At 64.8% G+C, this 17808-nt stretch carries 21 protein-coding genes and 1 tRNA gene; 18 read left to right on the top strand and 4 right to left on the bottom strand.

All coding sequences use genetic code 11. From position 1 onward, the window contains the following. Positions 1 to 32 precede the first annotated feature (32 nt). The 3 genes from rph (at position 33) to AC1C2M_RS02450 (ending at position 2449) form a co-directional block, all read left to right on the top strand. Positions 33 to 776 carry a ribonuclease PH gene (rph, locus tag AC1C2M_RS02440; protein WP_483404536.1) on the top strand — a complete coding sequence of 248 codons (744 nt, stop codon included), beginning with the start codon at positions 33 to 35 and terminating at the stop codon, positions 774 to 776. Next, a complete protein-coding gene (gene rdgB, locus AC1C2M_RS02445) occupies positions 773 to 1384 on the top strand; it encodes an RdgB/HAM1 family non-canonical purine NTP pyrophosphatase (RefSeq protein WP_483404535.1) in 612 nt (203 codons plus the stop codon). Before rph ends, rdgB begins: the two co-directional genes overlap by 4 nt. Before the next feature lie 156 nt (positions 1385 to 1540). Then, on the top strand, positions 1541 to 2449 hold the full coding sequence (locus AC1C2M_RS02450) for a cation diffusion facilitator family transporter (RefSeq protein ID WP_495434485.1): 909 nt from the start codon (positions 1541 to 1543) through the stop codon (positions 2447 to 2449). Here the strand turns inward: AC1C2M_RS02450 and AC1C2M_RS02455 are convergent. Together AC1C2M_RS02455 and AC1C2M_RS02460 are read right to left on the bottom strand one after the other, a co-directional pair. After that, positions 2446 to 3207, bottom strand: coding sequence for a DedA family protein (locus tag AC1C2M_RS02455; RefSeq protein WP_483404533.1), 762 nt, complete (start codon positions 3205 to 3207; stop codon positions 2446 to 2448). The genes AC1C2M_RS02450 and AC1C2M_RS02455 overlap by 4 nt on opposite strands. Before the next feature lie 62 nt (positions 3208 to 3269). Next, positions 3270 to 3351: transfer RNA gene (locus AC1C2M_RS02460), tRNA-Leu, on the bottom strand. A 137-nt stretch (positions 3352 to 3488) separates the two neighbouring features. On the opposite strand from AC1C2M_RS02460, the gene AC1C2M_RS02465 reads away from it, so the two are divergent. The 10 genes from AC1C2M_RS02465 to AC1C2M_RS02510 all read left to right on the top strand — a co-directional run bounded on the left by AC1C2M_RS02465 (position 3489) and on the right by AC1C2M_RS02510 (position 11219). Then, on the top strand, positions 3489 to 4721 hold the full coding sequence (locus AC1C2M_RS02465) for a TadA family conjugal transfer-associated ATPase (RefSeq protein ID WP_495435128.1): 1233 nt from the start codon (positions 3489 to 3491) through the stop codon (positions 4719 to 4721). After that, a complete protein-coding gene (locus AC1C2M_RS02470; protein ID WP_495435129.1) occupies positions 4718 to 5581 on the top strand; it encodes a type II secretion system F family protein in 864 nt (287 codons plus the stop codon). Before AC1C2M_RS02465 ends, AC1C2M_RS02470 begins: the two co-directional genes overlap by 4 nt. Further along, complete coding sequence (locus AC1C2M_RS02475) at positions 5569 to 6516, top strand: type II secretion system F family protein (protein WP_495435130.1); 948 nt, start codon at positions 5569 to 5571, stop codon at positions 6514 to 6516. Before AC1C2M_RS02470 ends, AC1C2M_RS02475 begins: the two co-directional genes overlap by 13 nt. Positions 6517 to 6564: 48 nt before the next feature. Then, complete coding sequence (locus AC1C2M_RS02480; RefSeq protein ID WP_483404529.1) at positions 6565 to 6750, top strand: hypothetical protein; 186 nt, start codon at positions 6565 to 6567, stop codon at positions 6748 to 6750. A 1-nt stretch (position 6751) separates the two neighbouring features. Further along, positions 6752 to 7156 (top strand): TadE/TadG family type IV pilus assembly protein, encoded by a 405-nt coding sequence (locus tag AC1C2M_RS02485; protein WP_495434215.1) that lies wholly within the window; start codon positions 6752 to 6754, stop codon positions 7154 to 7156. Continuing rightward, positions 7140 to 7604, top strand: a complete 465-nt coding sequence (locus AC1C2M_RS02490; protein WP_495435131.1) for a hypothetical protein — start codon at positions 7140 to 7142, stop codon at positions 7602 to 7604. The genes AC1C2M_RS02485 and AC1C2M_RS02490 overlap by 17 nt, the downstream gene beginning before the upstream one ends. Beyond that, complete coding sequence (locus AC1C2M_RS02495) at positions 7601 to 8050, top strand: Tad domain-containing protein (RefSeq protein ID WP_495435132.1); 450 nt, start codon at positions 7601 to 7603, stop codon at positions 8048 to 8050. The genes AC1C2M_RS02490 and AC1C2M_RS02495 overlap by 4 nt, the downstream gene beginning before the upstream one ends. A gap of 410 nt (positions 8051 to 8460) precedes the next feature. Continuing rightward, on the top strand, positions 8461 to 9942 hold the full coding sequence (locus AC1C2M_RS02500; RefSeq protein WP_495435683.1) for a GmrSD restriction endonuclease domain-containing protein: 1482 nt from the start codon (positions 8461 to 8463) through the stop codon (positions 9940 to 9942). A gap of 132 nt (positions 9943 to 10074) precedes the next feature. Beyond that, positions 10075 to 10881 (top strand): SDR family oxidoreductase, encoded by an 807-nt coding sequence (locus AC1C2M_RS02505; RefSeq protein ID WP_495435133.1) that lies wholly within the window; start codon positions 10075 to 10077, stop codon positions 10879 to 10881. Then, on the top strand, positions 10878 to 11219 hold the full coding sequence (locus AC1C2M_RS02510) for a hypothetical protein (protein WP_495435134.1): 342 nt from the start codon (positions 10878 to 10880) through the stop codon (positions 11217 to 11219). Before AC1C2M_RS02505 ends, AC1C2M_RS02510 begins: the two co-directional genes overlap by 4 nt. Positions 11220 to 11221: 2 nt before the next feature. Here AC1C2M_RS02510 and AC1C2M_RS02515 read toward each other — a convergent pair whose 3' ends face one another. Beyond that, complete coding sequence (locus AC1C2M_RS02515; RefSeq protein WP_495435135.1) at positions 11222 to 12505, bottom strand: MFS transporter; 1284 nt, start codon at positions 12503 to 12505, stop codon at positions 11222 to 11224. Between the two features lie 57 nt (positions 12506 to 12562). Between AC1C2M_RS02515 and prfB the strand changes: the two genes are divergently transcribed. The 5 genes from prfB to AC1C2M_RS02540 all read left to right on the top strand — a co-directional run bounded on the left by prfB (position 12563) and on the right by AC1C2M_RS02540 (position 17022). Further along, positions 12563 to 13672, top strand: a complete 1110-nt coding sequence (gene prfB, locus AC1C2M_RS02520; protein ID WP_495435136.1) for a peptide chain release factor 2 — start codon at positions 12563 to 12565, stop codon at positions 13670 to 13672. 84 nt (positions 13673 to 13756) lie between these two features. Next, on the top strand, positions 13757 to 14791 hold the full coding sequence (gene ftsE, locus AC1C2M_RS02525) for a cell division ATP-binding protein FtsE (protein ID WP_483404521.1): 1035 nt from the start codon (positions 13757 to 13759) through the stop codon (positions 14789 to 14791). Beyond that, entirely contained in the window at positions 14788 to 15702 is a 915-nt protein-coding gene (ftsX, locus tag AC1C2M_RS02530) for a permease-like cell division protein FtsX (RefSeq protein WP_483404520.1), read from the top strand. The genes ftsE and ftsX overlap by 4 nt, the downstream gene beginning before the upstream one ends. Before the next feature lie 106 nt (positions 15703 to 15808). Further along, the gene (gene smpB / locus AC1C2M_RS02535) at positions 15809 to 16285 is read left to right on the top strand and encodes an SsrA-binding protein SmpB (protein ID WP_483404519.1); all 477 of its coding nucleotides are present in this window, start codon (positions 15809 to 15811) and stop codon (positions 16283 to 16285) included. Continuing rightward, positions 16285 to 17022 carry a tyrosine-protein phosphatase gene (locus AC1C2M_RS02540; RefSeq protein ID WP_495435137.1) on the top strand — a complete coding sequence of 246 codons (738 nt, stop codon included), beginning with the start codon at positions 16285 to 16287 and terminating at the stop codon, positions 17020 to 17022. The genes smpB and AC1C2M_RS02540 overlap by 1 nt, the downstream gene beginning before the upstream one ends. Here AC1C2M_RS02540 and AC1C2M_RS02545 read toward each other — a convergent pair. Beyond that, positions 17019 to 17708: an SIMPL domain-containing protein gene (locus AC1C2M_RS02545; RefSeq protein ID WP_495435138.1), complete on the bottom strand. Its 690-nt coding sequence runs from the start codon at positions 17706 to 17708 to the stop codon at positions 17019 to 17021. The two genes, AC1C2M_RS02540 and AC1C2M_RS02545, sit on opposite strands and share 4 nt — an antisense overlap. Between the last annotated feature and the right edge of the window lie 100 nt (positions 17709 to 17808).

The raw sequence follows: 17808 nt of genomic DNA on the forward strand, positions 1-17808 counted from the left end.
GCCGATCGTCGGCGCTTTTCTCAGGAGTACCCGTGACAGACACCATCCGCAAAGACGGCCGCACCAACACCCAGTTGCGGGAGGTGACAATTGAGCGCGGCTGGAGTGACCAGGCCGAGGGCAGCGCGCTCATCTCGTTCGGAAAGACGAAGGTTCTTTGCACGGCATCCTTCACCAACGGCGTACCCCGCTGGCTCGCAGGCAAGGGTAAGGGATGGGTGACCGCTGAGTACTCGATGCTTCCCCGGTCGACGAACAGCCGTATGGACAGGGAATCGGTCAAGGGCAGGATCGGTGGCCGGACCCACGAAATCTCCCGCCTCATCGGGCGGAGCCTTCGCGCGGTCATCGACACGAAGGCCCTCGGCGAGAACACCATAGTCATCGACTGCGATGTGCTTCAGGCCGACGGCGGTACACGCACGGCAGCCATCACCGGCGCGTATGTCGCTCTCGCCGACGCGATCGAGTGGGCTCGTGAGAAGAAGTTCATCGGACAGAAGGCGACTCCACTCATCGACAGTGTCGCCGCGGTGTCGGTCGGCATCATCGACGGGGAACCGATGCTCGATCTCGCATATGTTGAGGACGTGCGTGCCGAAACCGACATGAACGTTGTTGTGACCGGACGCGGTCTGTTTGTCGAGGTTCAGGGCACCGCGGAGGGCGCACCGTTCGATCGCCGGGAGCTTGACGCTCTGCTGGACCTGGCCGTCGGAGGCGCTGCGGATCTCACCGCTCTTCAGGTGCAGTCCCTCGCTCGGAGCGCCGAGTGACGATCGAGGTCGTGCTGGCAACTCACAACCAGCACAAGGTCGAGGAGTTCCAGCGGATCCTGAGCGCGGCGATGCCCGAGATCACCGTTCTCGCCTACGACGGCCCTGAACCCGTCGAGGACGGCGTGACCTTCAGCGAGAACGCACTGATCAAGGCACGCACCGCGGCGGCGCACACCGGCCGCATCGCCATGGCCGACGACAGCGGCATCTCCGTCGACGTTCTCGGCGGCGCGCCCGGGATCTTCTCGGCACGGTGGTCCGGGCCGGGGCACGACGACAAAGACAACCTGAACCTGTTGCTCGCGCAACTGTCAGACATCGCTCCTGAGCACCGCGGGGCCGAGTTCCACTGCCACATCGCGCTCGTCGTTCCAGAGAATCAGGACCGCGCCGGGTTCGAGCACGTGTCGGTCGGAGTATGGCCCGGGACGCTGGCAACCGAGGCCAGTGGCGAAAACGGGTTCGGCTACGATCCGATCTTCATCCCCGCGGGCTACGACGTGTCGTCAGCCGAGCTCCCGCCAGAGACGAAGAACGAAATCAGCCATCGGGCGAGGGCCTTCGCCGATCTCATCCCCACCCTGCAATCCGTTGCATCCGCCTGAGTCCCGAAACCTGAATCGCTGCAGCCTGAATCGACGGGGCGAGAGCGGGCGGGGGCAGTGACTGGTCGACCGGGACGCACCGCAATGAGAATGGCCATCGTTAGCATCAAGCGCGGCGGTATGGCGGATGGATCGCGCGCGGCTTAGCGTTGAGGTATGGCCCATGACCACGCCCCACGCGATGTCCATCGCTCTCGGTTGCTCATCGTCATCGCGATCGTCACTGTCGTGCTTGTCGCGGAGGTCATCGGCGGCATCCTGACCGGATCGCTTGCCCTGCTCGCCGACGCGGGACACATGCTGAGCGACCTCACCGGGCTTCTCATCGCGCTCATCGCTCTCAGCATCGCTGCCCGGCCGGCCAGCGAGCGGCACACCTATGGCTACCGCCGCACCGAGGTTCTTGGCGCGCTGCTCAACGGACTACTGCTCGTCGTGGTCGCCGTCGGAATCGGTTTCCAGGGCATCCAGCGCCTGATCGACCCGAGCGGGATCGAGATCCTCGCCGTGCCCATGCTCGTCGTCGCTGCCATTGGTCTCGTCGCGAACGCGATATCGATGATGGTTCTTCGCAGCGGCGCGAAGGAATCCCTCAACATGCGGGGTGCGTATCTCGAGGTGTTCGGCGACCTGCTCGGGTCGGTTGGTGTTCTTATCGCCGGAATCATCATCCTGTTCACCGGGCTGGTGCAGGTGGATGCCATTGCGTCGCTGCTGATTGCCGCTGGCATCCTTCCCCGCGCGTGGGTCCTTCTCCGGGACGTGTGGCGGGTGCTCAACGAATCGACTCCATCAGACACCGACGTGCAGCAGATCCGCGACCACATCAGGGGCGCGCCAGGCGTGGTCGATGTGCACGACGTCCACGTCTGGTCGATCACCTCGGGCGAACCAGTATTCACGGCCCACGTCGTCGTCGATTCTGACGTGTTCAGCGAGGGGAGAACCGGAGAGATGCTCGACACGTTGTCGGAGTGCCTGAGCGGCCACTTCGACGTTGAGCACTCCACCTTCCAGCTCGAGCCGGCGAAACACGCCGGCCACGAGCATCCGCAGCACCCCTAGGGGAGATCGGGCTTCTTGTTGAAGGTCTCCGGGTCAAGCACGAGCCGGGCGGCTTCCTCAGCGTCGGTGAGGCCATCGGGTCCCGCGGCCATTTCACGCTTCGCCTTGCGGCTCGACTGCACGTAGTGCCAGACCGTCGGGATCAGGGTGATCACGACGGCGCCGATCAGGATGACGTCGATGTATTCCTGGACGAAGGTGGCGACCGGCGGGATGTAGCCAAGAAGGTAACCGAAGTAAGTGAGTCCGACGCCCCAGATGATGGCGCCAACGAAGTTGTAGAACGAGTACTTCTTGTAGTCCATGTGGCCGACGCCGGCAGCGACAGGGGCAAAGGTGCGAATGATCGGGACGAAACGAGCGAGGATCACCGCGAGTCCACCGAACCGGGTGAAGAACGCGTTGGTGCGCTGGACGTTCTTCACACTGAAGAGGCCTGATTCCTTGCGCTCGAAGATCCGGGGACCCGCCTTATGGCCGATCAGGTATCCGACTTCACCGCCGAGGAACGCCGCGAAGCCGATGGCGAGCGCCACCCACCAGATGTCGAGCTCGAGTCCCTGCGTCGTGGCGGAGTGCATGCCGTGGAAGGTAAGCAGCCCGGTGATGACGAGCAGGGTATCGCCGGGAAGGAGGAAGCCGATGAGAAGGCCAGTCTCGGCGAAGACGATGAAGCACACAACGACGAGGGCCCATGGCCCGGCCGCGCTGATGATGCTCTCGGGGTCAAGCCAGGGAATGAGTCCTGTCGAAATCATGGCGGCTACTACTCCGTAGGTCGTGCTCGTCGATGGTCAGTGGCTTACGCCACGTGTTTCCGTGCGGAAGGTGGGACTTGAACCCACACGCTCGAAAGCACAGGAACCTAAATCCTGCGTGTCTGCCAATTTCACCACTCCCGCGGGCCCGTCAAGTCTAGGGGGAAGCGGGCGCTCGTGAACCGGATTCGTCGCAGTCGCGGATGATGCGACCTCGTGAGCGAAAAGGGGCCTGTGGATAACTCCAGCAGGGTTTTCCGGCTTTCGTGCAGAATTCCTCCATGTCGTCGCCGGCGCAGATCATCACGGACCGCGTTCGCGAGCGCGTGCGTCGCGACGGTGCAGACCTCTCGACGTCAACCGGTTTGGCCCAGAGTTACGTTCGCGACGAGGTGCGCCGATACAGCGAAAGAGCGCTGGGCGGGACACTTCCGCTCATCGCCGATGAAGCTGCGACCGAACGCCAGGTGGTCGCGTCGCTCACCGGCTTCGGGCCGCTGCAGGAGTATCTCGACGACCCGGGCGTCGAGGAGATCTGGATCAATTCACCGACCCGGATCTTTGTCGCGCGCGATGGCGTTTCCGAACTGACGAATACCGTCCTCACCGAGGCGGGGGTGCGGGACCTTGTGGAACGGATGCTGCAATCCACGGGTCGGCGAGTCGACCTCAGTTCCCCTTTCGTTGATGCGTCACTCCCGGACGGTTCCCGCCTGCACGTGGTGATCCCCGACGTGACGCGGAGACACATGTCCGTCAACATCCGGAAGTTCCGCCGCAGCGTTCGCGATCTGGGGCAGCTCGTTGCGCTTGGGTCGCTGAGCGCGCAAGCGGCTGAGTTCCTGCGGGCGTCGGTGCTTGCGGGCCAGAACATCCTGGTGTCTGGGGCGACCCAGGCGGGGAAGACGACACTTCTCGGCGCTCTGCTCGGCACCGCGCCGGCACGCGAGCGGATTGTCACGGTCGAGGAAACTTTCGAACTCGATCTGTCCGCACAGGATGTGGTTGCGATGCAGTGCCGGCAGTCGAACCTCGAGGGCTCGGGCGAGATCACTCTGCGGAGGCTCATCAAGGAGGCGCTGAGGATGCGGCCCGACCGGCTCATCGTCGGTGAGGTGCGTGAAGCGGAGAGTCTTGACCTGCTCATCGCGCTCAACAGCGGTTTGCCCGGGATGTGCTCGATTCACGCTAATTCGGGACGCGACGCGCTCGTGAAGCTGTCCACGCTTCCGCTCCTCGCGGGGCGGAACATCGATTCGTCGTTTGTCCTGCCGACGGTGGCGTCCTGCATCGATGTGGTGGTGCACCTCGAGATTGATCGCAGTGGGCTCCGGCGGGTGAGGGAGATCCTCACGGTCACCGGGGTCGTCACCGGTCCGGTGATCGAGACAAGCCGGTTGTTCACGGTGCGCGACGGGCTTCTCGAGCCGACCGGGAGTTACCCGACCAGAACCGGAAAATTTGAGGCGGCCGGCATCGATCCTCTGCCCATCCTGCGGAGGGGGTTCGTGTGACGCTGCTGCTGGGTTGCCTCCTTGCCGCGGGCGTGGTGCTGACCGCATCACCCTGGCTCTTTCCGCGGGGAACAGCGCGCTCCGAACACCGACCGCGGCGGACAGGCAGGTTGCGGACCGCACTGTCGGCGGCCGGGTTTGGCTCGGTTCCCATCGGCGTATTCCTGACGCTGTCCGCCCTCACCAGTGTTCTCTTCGCCGCTGTCGCTTCTGCCCTCACCGGAGTCATCGCCCTCGCCGTGAGCGCCGCAGTCCTCGGAGGAGCGGTTCCTGTGCTGCTGGTTCGGTGGCGGGCACGCACGAACCGACTGGCGCACCGTGCACTCTGGCCGGATGTCGTCGACCACCTGATCGGTTCGGTCAGGTCTGGACTCGCGCTGCCCGACGCCGTCGCATCCCTCGCTCACACGGGGCCAGAGGCCCTGCGCGGAGATTTCGTGTCGTTTGAGCGGGACTACCGCAGCACAGGATCATTCGGCGGCAGCCTCGACCGGCTGAAGGATGCCCTGGCAGATCCGGTTCCGGATCGCATCATCGAGACATTGCGCATGGCTCGCGAGGTCGGTGGCGCCGACCTCACCACGGTGCTGCGGAGCCTGTCCGCTTATCTTCGGACTGACAACGCCATCCGCTCGGAGGTAGAAGCACGACAGTCCTGGATCAAGAGCGCCGCCAAACTCGGTGTCGCTGCGCCGTGGTTGATCCTGCTTTTGCTGTCCACCAGGCCAGAGGCATCGCTCGCATATAACTCACCGGGCGGATCGGTGCTCATCGTGGTCGGCGCGGCGGTGTCAGTTGTCGCATACAGGGTGATGCTCGCGCTCGGGCGGCTGCCGCAGGAGAAGCGGTGGTTCACGTGAGTGCGTCCGCGGCGTGGGGACTTGTCTTCGGTGTGACCCTCGGGCTCGGGCTGTGGTCGGTCGTTGCGATGCTGCCGAGGTTTGGGGGTCCAACGCTGGCAGACCGGGTGGCTCCGTACCTCGTCGACGTGTCCGAGGGCGCGCGGCAGTACAGCGAGAAGCGGTTCACGGACCCGCTGCCCATCGTCGGCAGGTTGCTCAGTCCCGTCCTGCGCCGCCTTACCGCGATCCTTGCCGCGGTGCTTGGAGGCAACGTCGCCGTGCAACGCAACCTCGATCGTGCAGGCTCCGACAGGCAGGTGCAGCGGTTTCGGATGGAGCAGGTGCTGTGGGGTCTGGCCGGCACCGGTGTTGGTGTCGTCTTCGCTGGCATCGGGAGCGGCAGCCACCTTTTGCCTTTTCCCGTCGTCGTCGCACTCCCGATCGTCTGCGGCATCTCCGGGCTTGTTCTCCGTGACGCGACCCTCACCCGGCAGGCGACCGCCCGGGCGAGCCGTATCGCAGCAGAGTTGCCGACGGTTCTCGAGTTTCTCAGTTTGAGCCTGTCGGCGGGGGAGGGGATTCTCGACGCACTGCGGCGGATGAGCGCCATCGGATCGGGCGAACTAAGCCAGGAGTTTCGAGCGGTGGTCACAGCGGTCAACACGGGGATACCGCTGGCATCCGCTCTGACAGAGGTCGCTCGTCGCACCGATCTCCCCGCGCTCACGCGCTGCGTTGAGCAACTCGTCGCTGCGCTCGAACGGGGATCGCCTCTCGCGGAGGTGCTCCGCGCCCAGGCGCAGGACGCACGAGACGAGGCGAAGAGGGAATTGCTCGAGGTCGCGGGGAAGAAAGAGGTGGCCATGCTTGTGCCTCTGGTTTTTCTCATCCTCCCGCTCTCGATTCTCTTCGCGATTTTCCCCGGAATCTTCGTCCTTCAGGCCGGTTTCTAAGTCGAGAACACGAACACGCACTGCACGAACACAAGAAGGAGGATCCTCATGAAAACACTGCGACGCCTTCGCCAGTCAGCCACAGGCCAACTCGCCGATGACCAGGGTGACGTGCCCGGCTGGGTCTTGATCACCCTGATGACGGCCGGCCTCGTGATCGTCATCTGGGGACTCGCCGGGCCTGCCCTGAGCCAGATCTTCGAGCAGGCGATCAGCAAGGTCTCCGGGCTGTGACGTGACCAGGGGGCCTGACTGGCGAAGCGACGAGGGTTCCGCCGTCGTTGAGTTCACACTGGTCACGGTTCTGTTGACGCTGCTGACCGTTTCGGTGATGCAACTCGGCCTCGCGCTGCACGTCCGCAACACGGTTACCGATGCCGCGGCCGAGGGGGCGCGATTCGCGGCGCTCGCCGACAATGGCCTCGCCGAGGGGGTCCAAAGAACACGGCAACTGATCGCGGCGGCGGTCGGTCCGGATTATGCGGGTGACGTGACCGCGAGCTATGGCACCTACCGTGGTCACCCGAGCGCCGAGGTGCGCGTGGTGACGACACTGCCGGTGATTGGTCTGCTCGGTCTGGGCAGCGGGTTGGAGGTGACCGCGCATGCTGCCGTGGAAACCCTTGACGAATCCCCGTAGGCGCTGGTGCCGGATGCTCGGGGCCGAGACGGGGACAGCATCTCTCGAATTCATCACCGCCGGTCTTATTCTTCTGGTCCCGCTCGTGTACCTCGTCCTTGCGCTCGCCGCGCTCCAGGCGGGGACCCTCGCGGTGGAGGGTGCCGCCCGACAGGCAGCCCGGGTGTACGTGCAGGCACCGAACTCGGAAGAGGCCGCGATTCGGGCAGGGCGCGCCGTTGAATTCGGCCTGTCTGACTACGGAGTCGACGCGTCCACCGCCACCGTCGCGGTGCAATGCACCGGTGCTCCTGCCTGTCCTGCCCGCAACGCGACCGTGACGGTCACCGTCCGCGTGGCGATCCCGCTCCCGCTCGTGCCCGACGTGCTCGATCTGTCAACGGCGGCAAGCGTTCCCGTCGAGTCGTCCGCGACCCAGCGGGTGTCACGGTTCTGGACCGGGCAATGATCCCGCTCCGTCGACGCATCGGCGAGGATGAGCGGGGCTCAACACTGATCCTGGTGATCTTCTACGGGATGCTCGCGCTCATCCTGATCCTTGTGGTGACGGCGGCCACGTCGCTCTATCTGGAGCGTAAACGGCTGTTCAGCCTGGCGGACTCCGCCGCCCTCGTCGGTGCCGAGGCATTCGATCTTGCGACGGTGTCAGTCGCGGATGGGGTGCCACGCGTCGAGCTGTCGTCCCGTGATGTCCAGGCCGCGGTGGAAGAGTTCCTCGACGAGCACCCGAACGGAAGGTTCGAGGAGCTGCGGCTGGAGCGGGCCGCGAGCGTTGACGGCAAGAGCGCAACTGTGACGCTCTCGTCGTACTGGCGACCGCCGGTTCTGACCGCGTTCGTGCCCGACGGCATCCGTCTCGACGTCACCAGTGTGGCGCGGAGCGTGTTCCGCTGATCCCTGCGCGGTGTTTCGGGAGGAGGATCCGGGGGTCGGGATGCCTATAGGGGCCGGACCCCACGTCCTTCCTCCCGAAACCGCGACTAGTGCGCGGCCGCTCCCTCGTGACTGGACAACCGGGCGTCCTCGAGCACTGTGCGAGAGTCTTGTGAACGCGCGCGCCGAACCAGGGCATGGCCCCGAAATGGGGCGCTCTGGAACGGACGGACTGTGTGAGGCTACTCACGACGGGCTGATGCTGATCCCTGTTTTCCTTCGTGATCCCGAGAGGCCCCATGCGATCGTTCGCTTCTGCCCAATTCGGCACCGCCGCTGTCATAGCCAGTGTCGCGATTTCCCTTCTTGTCCCTTCGGCAAGCGCACAGGCGGCTACATCAACAGCCGCGGGGGTGCTGGCGTCCTTGACAGTGTCCCCGGAGATTTCGGCACCCTATAACCGTGACTACTTCCAGCACTGGATCGATGCTGACGCGAACGGGTGCGATTCGCGCCAGGAGGTCCTGATCGCAGAAACCCGGGTGCCAGCTGCCGTTGGCGGAGGGTGCGACATTGGTGCTGGCGAGTGGTACTCCGCGTATGACGGCGCGACCTGGACCGACCCCGGCGATGTTGATATTGACCACGCAGTTGCTCTGAGTGAGGCCTGGCAATCCGGCGCCGCTGGATGGACCGCGCTCCAGCGGCGCGACTACGCCAACGACCTGAGCTTCCCCGGCAGTCTGATCGCCGTCACGGATAACGTCAACGCATCCAAGGGGGACTCGGATGCTGCCCAGTGGTCTCCGCCACTGTCGACGGATCTCTGTCGATACGCCACTGACCAGGTCCTCGTGAAGTATCGCTGGAACCTGGCCGTCGATGCTGCTGAGAACACAGCATTAGGGCGGGTCCTGACGGGCGAGTGTGGGAACGCCGCTGTGGACCTGCCTGAGAAACAGGACACATCGACGCCGACGACTCCTTCGGCAACCGACCGGATGCAGGGGGGATCTGAGCTCGGCGCAACCGCGGAACTCACATCGCCCGAAAACGGATACCGCTTCATCATGCAGAGCGACGGCAACGCGGTCGTGTACGACGCGTCAGGCGCTCCGATCTGGAACAGCCGGACATTCCGTGCAGGCAGCCATCTGTCGATGCAAACCGATGGCAATCTCGTCGTCTACACGCCAACCGGCCAGCCGGTGTGGAACACGGGGACCTTCGGACGCCCCGGGGCGACGTTGGTCATGCAGTCTGACGGGAACCTCGTGCTGTACTCCGCTAACGGCGCTCCACTGTGGTGGAGCCAGGCCGATAGCGCCGGACTGATCGCTCGTCCGGCTCCCGCCCCCGCTCCGACGCCGACGACCCACACCCTGCAGGGCGACCAGACTCTCACTGCCGGACAGCGAATTACCTCGAATAACGGCAATCACGCGATCATGCAGGGTGATGGCAATTTCGTCGTATACAGCGGGGGGCGCGCCCTCTGGAACAGCGGTACGAGTGTCCCGGGGAGCCGCATGTCGATGCAGACCGACGGAAATGCCGTCGTCTACTCTCCCTCGGGCGCTCCGCTCTGGAACTCCGGCACACCGGGTAACACCGGTTCACGGATGGTGATGCAGGACGACGGAAATCTCGTCATTTATCGGACCAACGGAAGCCCCGCATGGAACAGCATTGCGGCATCCTCACCGCCTCCCGCGCCGACACCACCCCCCACGGCGCCGACACCGCCCCCAACAGCACCGACGCGACCAGCGGATGCCGATTGCGGTGACTTCGCGACGTGGCAGGCAGCCAACGCTTTCTATCGGTACTGGTACACCTGGTACGGCGACTTCTCAGACCTCGATGGGAACGCTGACGGGGTCCCGTGTGAGTCGCTTCCCGGCGCCCCCTGAGCTCCGGCGGGCAACCTGCCCGCTGCGGCGAGTCGCCCCGCAGGCGTGTCAAGGGGTTGAGCGGGGAGCGCGGCCGGTGTTGCGTAGAAGTCGACCACGCACGCCTCGCGTGCCTGACCGAAGGAGCAGTTCATGGGCTTTGAGCCACGATTCGCGATTGTTACAGGAGCAGACTCAGGGATTGGCCGGGCGACCGCCGTTGCGCTCGCCGAAGCCGGGTTGGACGTCGGCGTCACCTGGCACAGTGACGAAGAAGGCGCGGAGGAGACCGCCCGCGAGGTTCGGAGCCTCGGACGCGAGGCCGTCACGGCCCGGTTGGACACCACCGACCTTGATGGAGTCGGCGACGCCGTCGACGCGCTCGCCGACAAACTCGGCGGACTCGACGTGTTCGTGAACAACGCCGGCACAGGCGACAACGGACCGTTCCTGGAGATGCCGCTCGAAGACTGGAGGCACACCATGGCTGCCGACCTCGACGGGGCGTTCGTCTGCATCCAGCGTGCAGCGCGGCGCATGGTTGCCGCTGGCAACGGTGGCCGGATCATCGGTGTGACGAGCGTGCATGAACACCAGCCGCGTGTCGGTTCCGCCGCGTACGATGCGGCAAAGCACGGACTCGGCGGGCTGATCAAGACCGTTGCACTCGAGCTGGGTCAGTACGGCATTACGGCAAACGCTGTCGCTCCCGGTGAGATCGCGACACCGATGACCGGACAAACCGACGAGGACCCACGGGGTACCTCCCGTCCCGGCATTCCACTCGGCAGACCGGGGGACGCGCGTGAGGTGGCTTCGGTCATCGCTTTCCTCGCGTCACCGGCATCCGCCTATGTGACCGGCGCGTCCTGGGTCGTCGACGGCGGCATGCTGCAGATGGGGCCGCAGGCCGGTTCGCATCTCGAAAACGACACGTGGCGGGACGCGGACTCACAGTGACAGATCCACGTAACCGGCCGGAGGACGACCCGACGCGGGTCCGCAACCAGCCCGCCCTTCGAACCTCAACCGGTGCCATCTGGATTGTGACCGGCGCGATCATGAGCGCTGTCGTCATCGCCGTGCTCGTACCGATGCTCGCGCTCAACGCGATGATCGCCGGAGTGGGCATCGCACTCGTCGTCCTGTTGTTTCTCGGCCTCGTGCTCGCACGATTCCGCAGAGAAGCCGGGCGCGCACGGCTCGCCATGATGGCGTCGCTCTTCGTGGGGATCGCCGTGGTCGGCCTGCTCGCGGTCTTCCTCGTGAGCAGCATCCAGGCCGACTCGCTCCGCTGAGGTCAGGGGAGTCGGCGTCCAGGGCGTGGCTTGAGGTACCGAGGCATGATCCTCGCCAGCCGGACCGCGCCCAGGATGCCGACCACCCCGATCAGGCCGGACGCGAATGACAGAGAGACCGCGGCGGTGAGTCCACCGACCACGAGCGGCGCGGCGGCCGCGCCGACGTCGCCCGTGAAGCGCCAGGCACCGAGGAACGGCGCGGGCCGGCCGACGGGGGCCAGGTCAGCGCCGAGCGTCATGAGGATGCCGCTGCCGATGCCGTTCGCAACGGACAGGAGCCCGGCCGCAGCGATGAACCACACCACGGCGTGCGGTGCGTCGTGGGTGAACGCGAGCACGAGCATCCCCAGGCCGAGTCCGGTCATCGAGGGAATGGCGCTGAACATTCGACCGAACCGGTCCATGATCTGCCCGCTCGCATAGAACAGGGCGAAATCGACGGCACCGGCGATGCCGATGATGAGCGCGGTGTTCACCTCGCTCACGCCGAGGCTCACTGCCCACAGCGGAAGAATGACCGTGCGGGCGGCACGCATCGCGGAGATCAGGGCGGCGCCGGAACCCATGCGGAGCAGCACCCCGCGGAAGGTCCAGATGGTGTGGAACAAGCCAGGATTCTGCGGTGCGGCCGTCTCATCAGCCACGGCCTCGTCGACCCCGTCGACCCCGTCGACCGCGGGGGAGCGGCGGGCGTGACCGAACATCGACTCGGGGTCAGGAAGCAGGATGAGGATCACGACGGCAGCGAGGCACGAGATCACCATGATCCAGAACGCGCCCTGTGTGCCGCCGGTGAAGTGAATCACGGGTGCAGCGAGAAGGGGACCGATGAAGAGACCGGCCCTGAAGACACCGCCGAGGGTAGACAGCGCGCGAGCCCGGTACGGGATCGGGACGTAGCTGGTCATGAAAGCATGTCGGGCAAGGGCGAACACCGCGGTGGAAAGCCCGAGGACGAAGATGGATGCCGCAAGGATCCATGCGTTCGGCGCGAGGACAGCTCCGAGGACAGCGAGCACCGAGATGGCGGCCGCGCCGATCATGGCAACGCGTTCGCCGATTTTGTGAACGAGCCAGCCACTCGGGATGTCACCGATGAGTTCACCGATCATCACCATGCCCGAGATCACACCGGCTATCGCGAGGCTCGCGCCCAGATTGGTTGCCGCCGCGGGAATCAGCGGAATCAGCGCGCCCTCACCGATCGAAAACAGCAAGGTGGGGAGGAAGACGACGACAGCGACACCGCGGAACGAGAACTCGGCGGTCTTCTTCTCTGTCATCACTTTTCAGTGTATGCCCGCGAACGGATGCCGTGCCGAAGGTAGGCTGGGCTTGACATGTTAGATCTAGACCTGAGTGCCCAAATCGCCTCCATCCGCGCGACCTTCAACGACATCCGTGAGGTCGTCGACCTCGACGGATTGCGCGCCGAAATCGCTGACCTCAGCGCGCAGGCCGGAGTTCCCGACCTGTGGGACGACACCGAGAAGGCGCAGGAGATCACCAGCGCGCTCAGCCACCGCCAGTCCGAGCTCGCCAGGATCGTCGCGATCGAGCAGCAGCTCGACGACCTCGAGGTGCTCGTCGAACTGGCCAACGCAGAGGGTGACGAGGACTCCGCTGCCGAGGCACGCACGGAACTCGCCGACCTGCAGAAGCAGATCGGCAACCTCGAGGTGCAGACGCTGCTCAACGGTGAGTACGACCCGTTGCCCGCCGTTGTGACCATCCGCGCCGGAGCCGGTGGGGTCGACGCCGCCGACTTCGCCGACATGCTGTTCCGGATGTACCTGCGCTGGGCAGAGCAGCACAAGTACAAGGCGACGGTGCTCGACACGAGCTACGCCGAAGAAGCGGGAATCAAGAGCGCGACGTTCGAGATCGACGCTCCGTACGCGTTCGGAACGCTGAGCGTCGAAGCGGGAACACACCGGCTCGTGCGGATGAGCCCGTTCAACTCTGCGGGCAAGCGCCAGACCAGCTTCGCCGCCGTCGAGGTCGTTCCGCTGATGGCCGAGACCGAAGAGGTCGACATCCCCGACAACGACATCCGCGTCGACGTGTTCCGATCGTCCGGCCCCGGCGGCCAGTCCGTCAACACCACGGACTCCGCTGTGCGCATCACCCACCTGCCGACCGGCATCGTCGTGAGCTGCCAGAACGAGAAGAGCCAGATCCAGAACCGCGCCGCCGCCATGCGGGTGCTCAAGTCGCGCCTTCTCCTCGTGCAGCGCGAACAGGAGAACGCGAAGAAGAAGGAACTCGCCGGCAATATCACGGCGAGCTGGGGCGACCAGATGCGCTCGTACGTTCTCGCGCCGTACCAGATGGTCAAGGACCTGCGCACCGACTTCGAGGTCAACAATCCGCAGAACGTCTTCGACGGTGACCTCGACGGTTTCATCGCCGCTGGCATCCGCTGGCGTAAGCAGCCGGTCGACAGCTAGCCGGACCCGGCCACAGGTCCGAGTCATGCCCGGCAGGCGTGTCATGCCGACAATGCCGGGATCGCTGCCTAGGCTCAAGAGGTCATGATTCGGTTTGAGAACGTTACGAAGAAATACTCCGGTACCAAGCGTCCGGCAATCGACAGCATGGACCTCGAGATCGCGAGGGGGGAATTCGTCTTCCTCGTCGGCGCATCGGGTTCAGGTAAGTCGAGCTGCCTGAGGCTGATCCTCAAGGAGGAGAAGCCGACGGCCGGGTCGATCTTCGTCCTCGGCAACGACCTGGGGTCGATTTCAAGCCGGAAAATCCCGTACTTCCGGCGCAACCTCGGTGTTGTCTTCCAGGACTTCCGCCTGCTGCCGAACAAGACCGTGTTCCAGAACGTCGCGTTCACGCTTCAGGTGATCGGAAAGTCGCGTGGTTACGTGCAGGAAGCTGTCCCCGACGTGCTCAAGATGGTCGGGCTCGAGACCAAGGCTGACCGGCTGCCGCACGAACTCTCCGGTGGTGAGCAGCAGCGCGTTGCGATCGCGCGTGCTGTCGTCAACAAGCCGCAGATCCTGCTCGCCGATGAGCCGACCGGAAACCTCGACCCGGCAACGAGTGCCGGCATCATGCAGATTCTCGAGCGCATCAACGCCGGTGGAACGACGGTGCTGATGGCAACCCACGAGGCGGGAATCGTCGACAAGATGCAGCGTCGCGTGATCGAACTCGTCGACGGCGTCATCGTCCGCGACGAACGTGAGGGCGGCTACGGCACGACAGGGGTCGTGCCGGAGCTCAGGCCGGCCGTAGCCAAGGGACAGTCGGCCAAGAACGCCCGCCAGGAAGTGCGCGAAGCCGCTGCCGAGGCCGACGCAGAAACGAAAGCCCACCAGATTTTGATTTCAACACCGGATGCCGGCGCGACCGGCCCAGCTCCAACCCGTACCGCGCCGGCCAGTGACAGCGCCGACGCCGGGTCGGCGTCGAACGCGACAGGCGCCATCGCCCTGCCACGCCAGGACACGACGAGCGACCTCACCGAGCACCTCTCCCTCGCGGAACGGCTGGGACTCCGGGGTACCGTCGACCCGGAGACGGGCGACGAGCAGAACGTGGGTCCGGTCAAATGAGGCTCTCGCTGATCTGGCAGGAGGCAACAACCGGCCTCCGCCGCAACGTCTCGATGGTGATCTCCGTCATCCTCGTCACTTTCATCTCGCTCACCTTCGTGGGAACCGCCGTGCTGCTGCAGATGCAGATCGGCCAGATGAAGAACTACTGGTACGACAGGGCGCAGGTCGCCATCTATCTCTGCACCGCCGATTCGCAGGCCGAGACCTGCACGGCAGGCGCGGCGAACGACGACCAGAAGGCGGGGGTGCTCGGCCAGCTCGAGTCGGAAACCCTCTCTCCGTTCATCGACAAGAACTACTTCGAAGACCACCAGCAGGCCTACGACAACTTCCAGAAGCAGTTCGAGGGCAACCAGCTTGCACAGCTCGTCTCGCCCGAGCAACTCAATGAGACCTACTGGGTCAACCTCAAGGACCCGTCGCAGTCCGAGGTGCTCGTCGAAGCGTTCTCCGGGACCCCCGGCGTTGAGGAAGTGACCGACCAGCGCCAGTACCTCGACGCCATCTTCCGGGTGCTCAACGTCGCCAGTTACACGGCGATCGGTATCGCGGCGCTCATGCTCGTCGCGGCTGTGTTGCTCATCGCCACCACGATCAGGCTCTCCGCATACTCCCGCCGCAAGGAGATCGGGATTATGCGCCTCGTTGGCGCATCGAACCGGTTCATCCAGACCCCGTTCATTCTCGAGGGTGTTTTCTCCGCGGTGATCGGTTCGGTGCTGGCCGGGGGAGCGGTCATCGCCATCGTGTACTTCTTCATCGATGGCTATCTCGCGCCCATGATGCCGTTCGTCAACTTCGTCGGTATCGCTGATGCCATCGTTGTTGTGCCCCTGTTGCTTATCGTCGGAATGGTGCTCGCCGCCCTCTCGGCCAACTTCGCGATCAAGCGGTATCTGAAGATCTAGCGCGCACGGCCAGACCGTGTTGTTAGACTGATGGGCTGCCGGGCAACGCGCCCGGCGCTTTCACGCAGGCGGACAGCATCCGCCACACCAAACAACGGAGTAGCTCGTGCCCAGGGAACGTGGTCAAAACGTTGTGGCCACCAATCGCAAGGCGCGCCACGACTACATCATCGAAGACACCTTTGAAGCCGGAATGGTTCTCACCGGTACCGAGGTGAAGTCGCTCCGTGCGGGGCGCGCGTCGCTCGTCGACGGCTACGCCTTCATCGAGGGCGGAGAAGCCTGGCTCGACGCCGTGCACATCCCTGAGTACACCGGTGGCACCTGGAACAACCACCCGCCGCGGCGCAAGCGCAAGCTGCTGCTGCACAAGGCGCAGATCCTGAAGATCAGCCACAAGGTGGCGCCGGGCGGATACACGATCATCCCGCTCAAGCTGTACTTCAGCGACGGCAAGGCCAAGGTCGAAATCGCCATCGCCAAGGGTAAGAAGGAATACGACAAGCGCCAGACGCTGCGCGAGCGCGAAGCGACGCGCGAAGCTGCTCGCGCGATCGCGGCAAAGAACCACCTGGGGGAGTAGTGACGATTGCGCCGAAGTTGACGGTGAACGGCACCTACAACTTTCGCGACGTCGGCGGGTATCCGACGCTCGACGGCCGGGTGAAATACGGTCGACTGCTTCGCTCCGACGGCCTCTACCGACTCGGTGACGACGGCAAACAGGACATTCGCGATCTCGGTGTCGGCGTGGTCATCGACCTGCGCGACGACTTCGAGGTCAGGGTCATGCCGGACGACCTCGACGGGCTCGATGTCCGCAGGGTGCATCTGCCGCTGTTCGAGGGCTCCGGTGCCTCGCAGGGCGAAGCTGCCGTGAGCCTGGCCACGCTCTACCGTCGGATTCTCACCCAGCACTCGGGCGTTGTAGCCCAGGCCCTCCGCGAGCTACTGGCGATGGAGGAGCATCCGGTTCTCATCCACTGCACTGCGGGCAAGGACCGCACGGGCGTCGTCGTCGCGCTTGCTCTCGTCGCTGTCGGCGTCGACCGGCGTCTCGTGGTCGAGGACTACGCCCGATCGGAAGAGAACCTGAGCGGTGAGTGGCTCGAGAACATGATCTCGATCATCGTTGAGCACGGCGGCACGGAGACGCCGGAGCTCCGTGTTCTCATGGGCGGAAGCCCGGGAGAGGTGCTTGACGAGGTACTGGATGAGCTCGAGGCCGAGCACGGCTCGGTTCGCCAGTATCTGCTCGGTGCGGGGTTCACGCTCAGTGAACTCGGCCGGCTGCACGACGCTCTCGTCGAGCAGGGTTAATCCGCCGGTCGCGCTTCAAACCTGGCGTTGACCTCTGCTCCGATACGGATCGGTTCGGGTGTGAACCCGGTCGGAGTCGCCGGGGCAGACGCAAACGCCATCCTGCTCACGGCGCCGTACTCTGCGCCCGGGGCGCCCAGCACCACGGGTTCCGCGATCTCGATCGGACGAACATACCCGAGTCCGAGCGACGAGGCATAAACGGATGCCTTTGACAGAGCGTCCTGGACGGCGTCCCGCTGGCATCCCTCCGTGAGTTCCCGCCGGGTGCTGTCGGTGATGCTCCAGTCGATTCCCGCGAGAGCGACCGCGTCGTCGTGGGTTGCATCGTCGATCCAGGGGCCGACGGACTCGAGGTCGGAGAACGTGGCGGACACGGTGGCTCGCGAATGGAACACCAGCGGGAGCTGGACGCCATCGGCGTTCCACGGCCGTGAACTCCAGACCTGGAGCTGGTCGGCAGTCCAGTCCGCGATCGGTCCACGTGCCGGGTCATGGCCAGACCGCGCGGCGTCGATGCACCCGTTTCTTGCGTCGGCGGCCCGCCGCTCGACATCCGTTTTGTCCGCTCCGTCCACCTCGATCACGATGTTCACCCTGGCGCGTTCCGGTGGTACCTCAACAAAGGCCTCCCCTCGAACGGCGATCACTGTCGGGCCTGAGGTGTTGTGCGCTTCTGAGCTCATGCTGCGAGAATACAAGGCAGCATCATTTCCGGCCTGCTCGTTCGCGAGGTATACTGGAGAGCTGCATCGGAAGATGCAGCAAGCGCCGGGTCACCCGGTT

It is taken from the genome of Mycetocola sp. Y444, assembly GCF_059445295.1.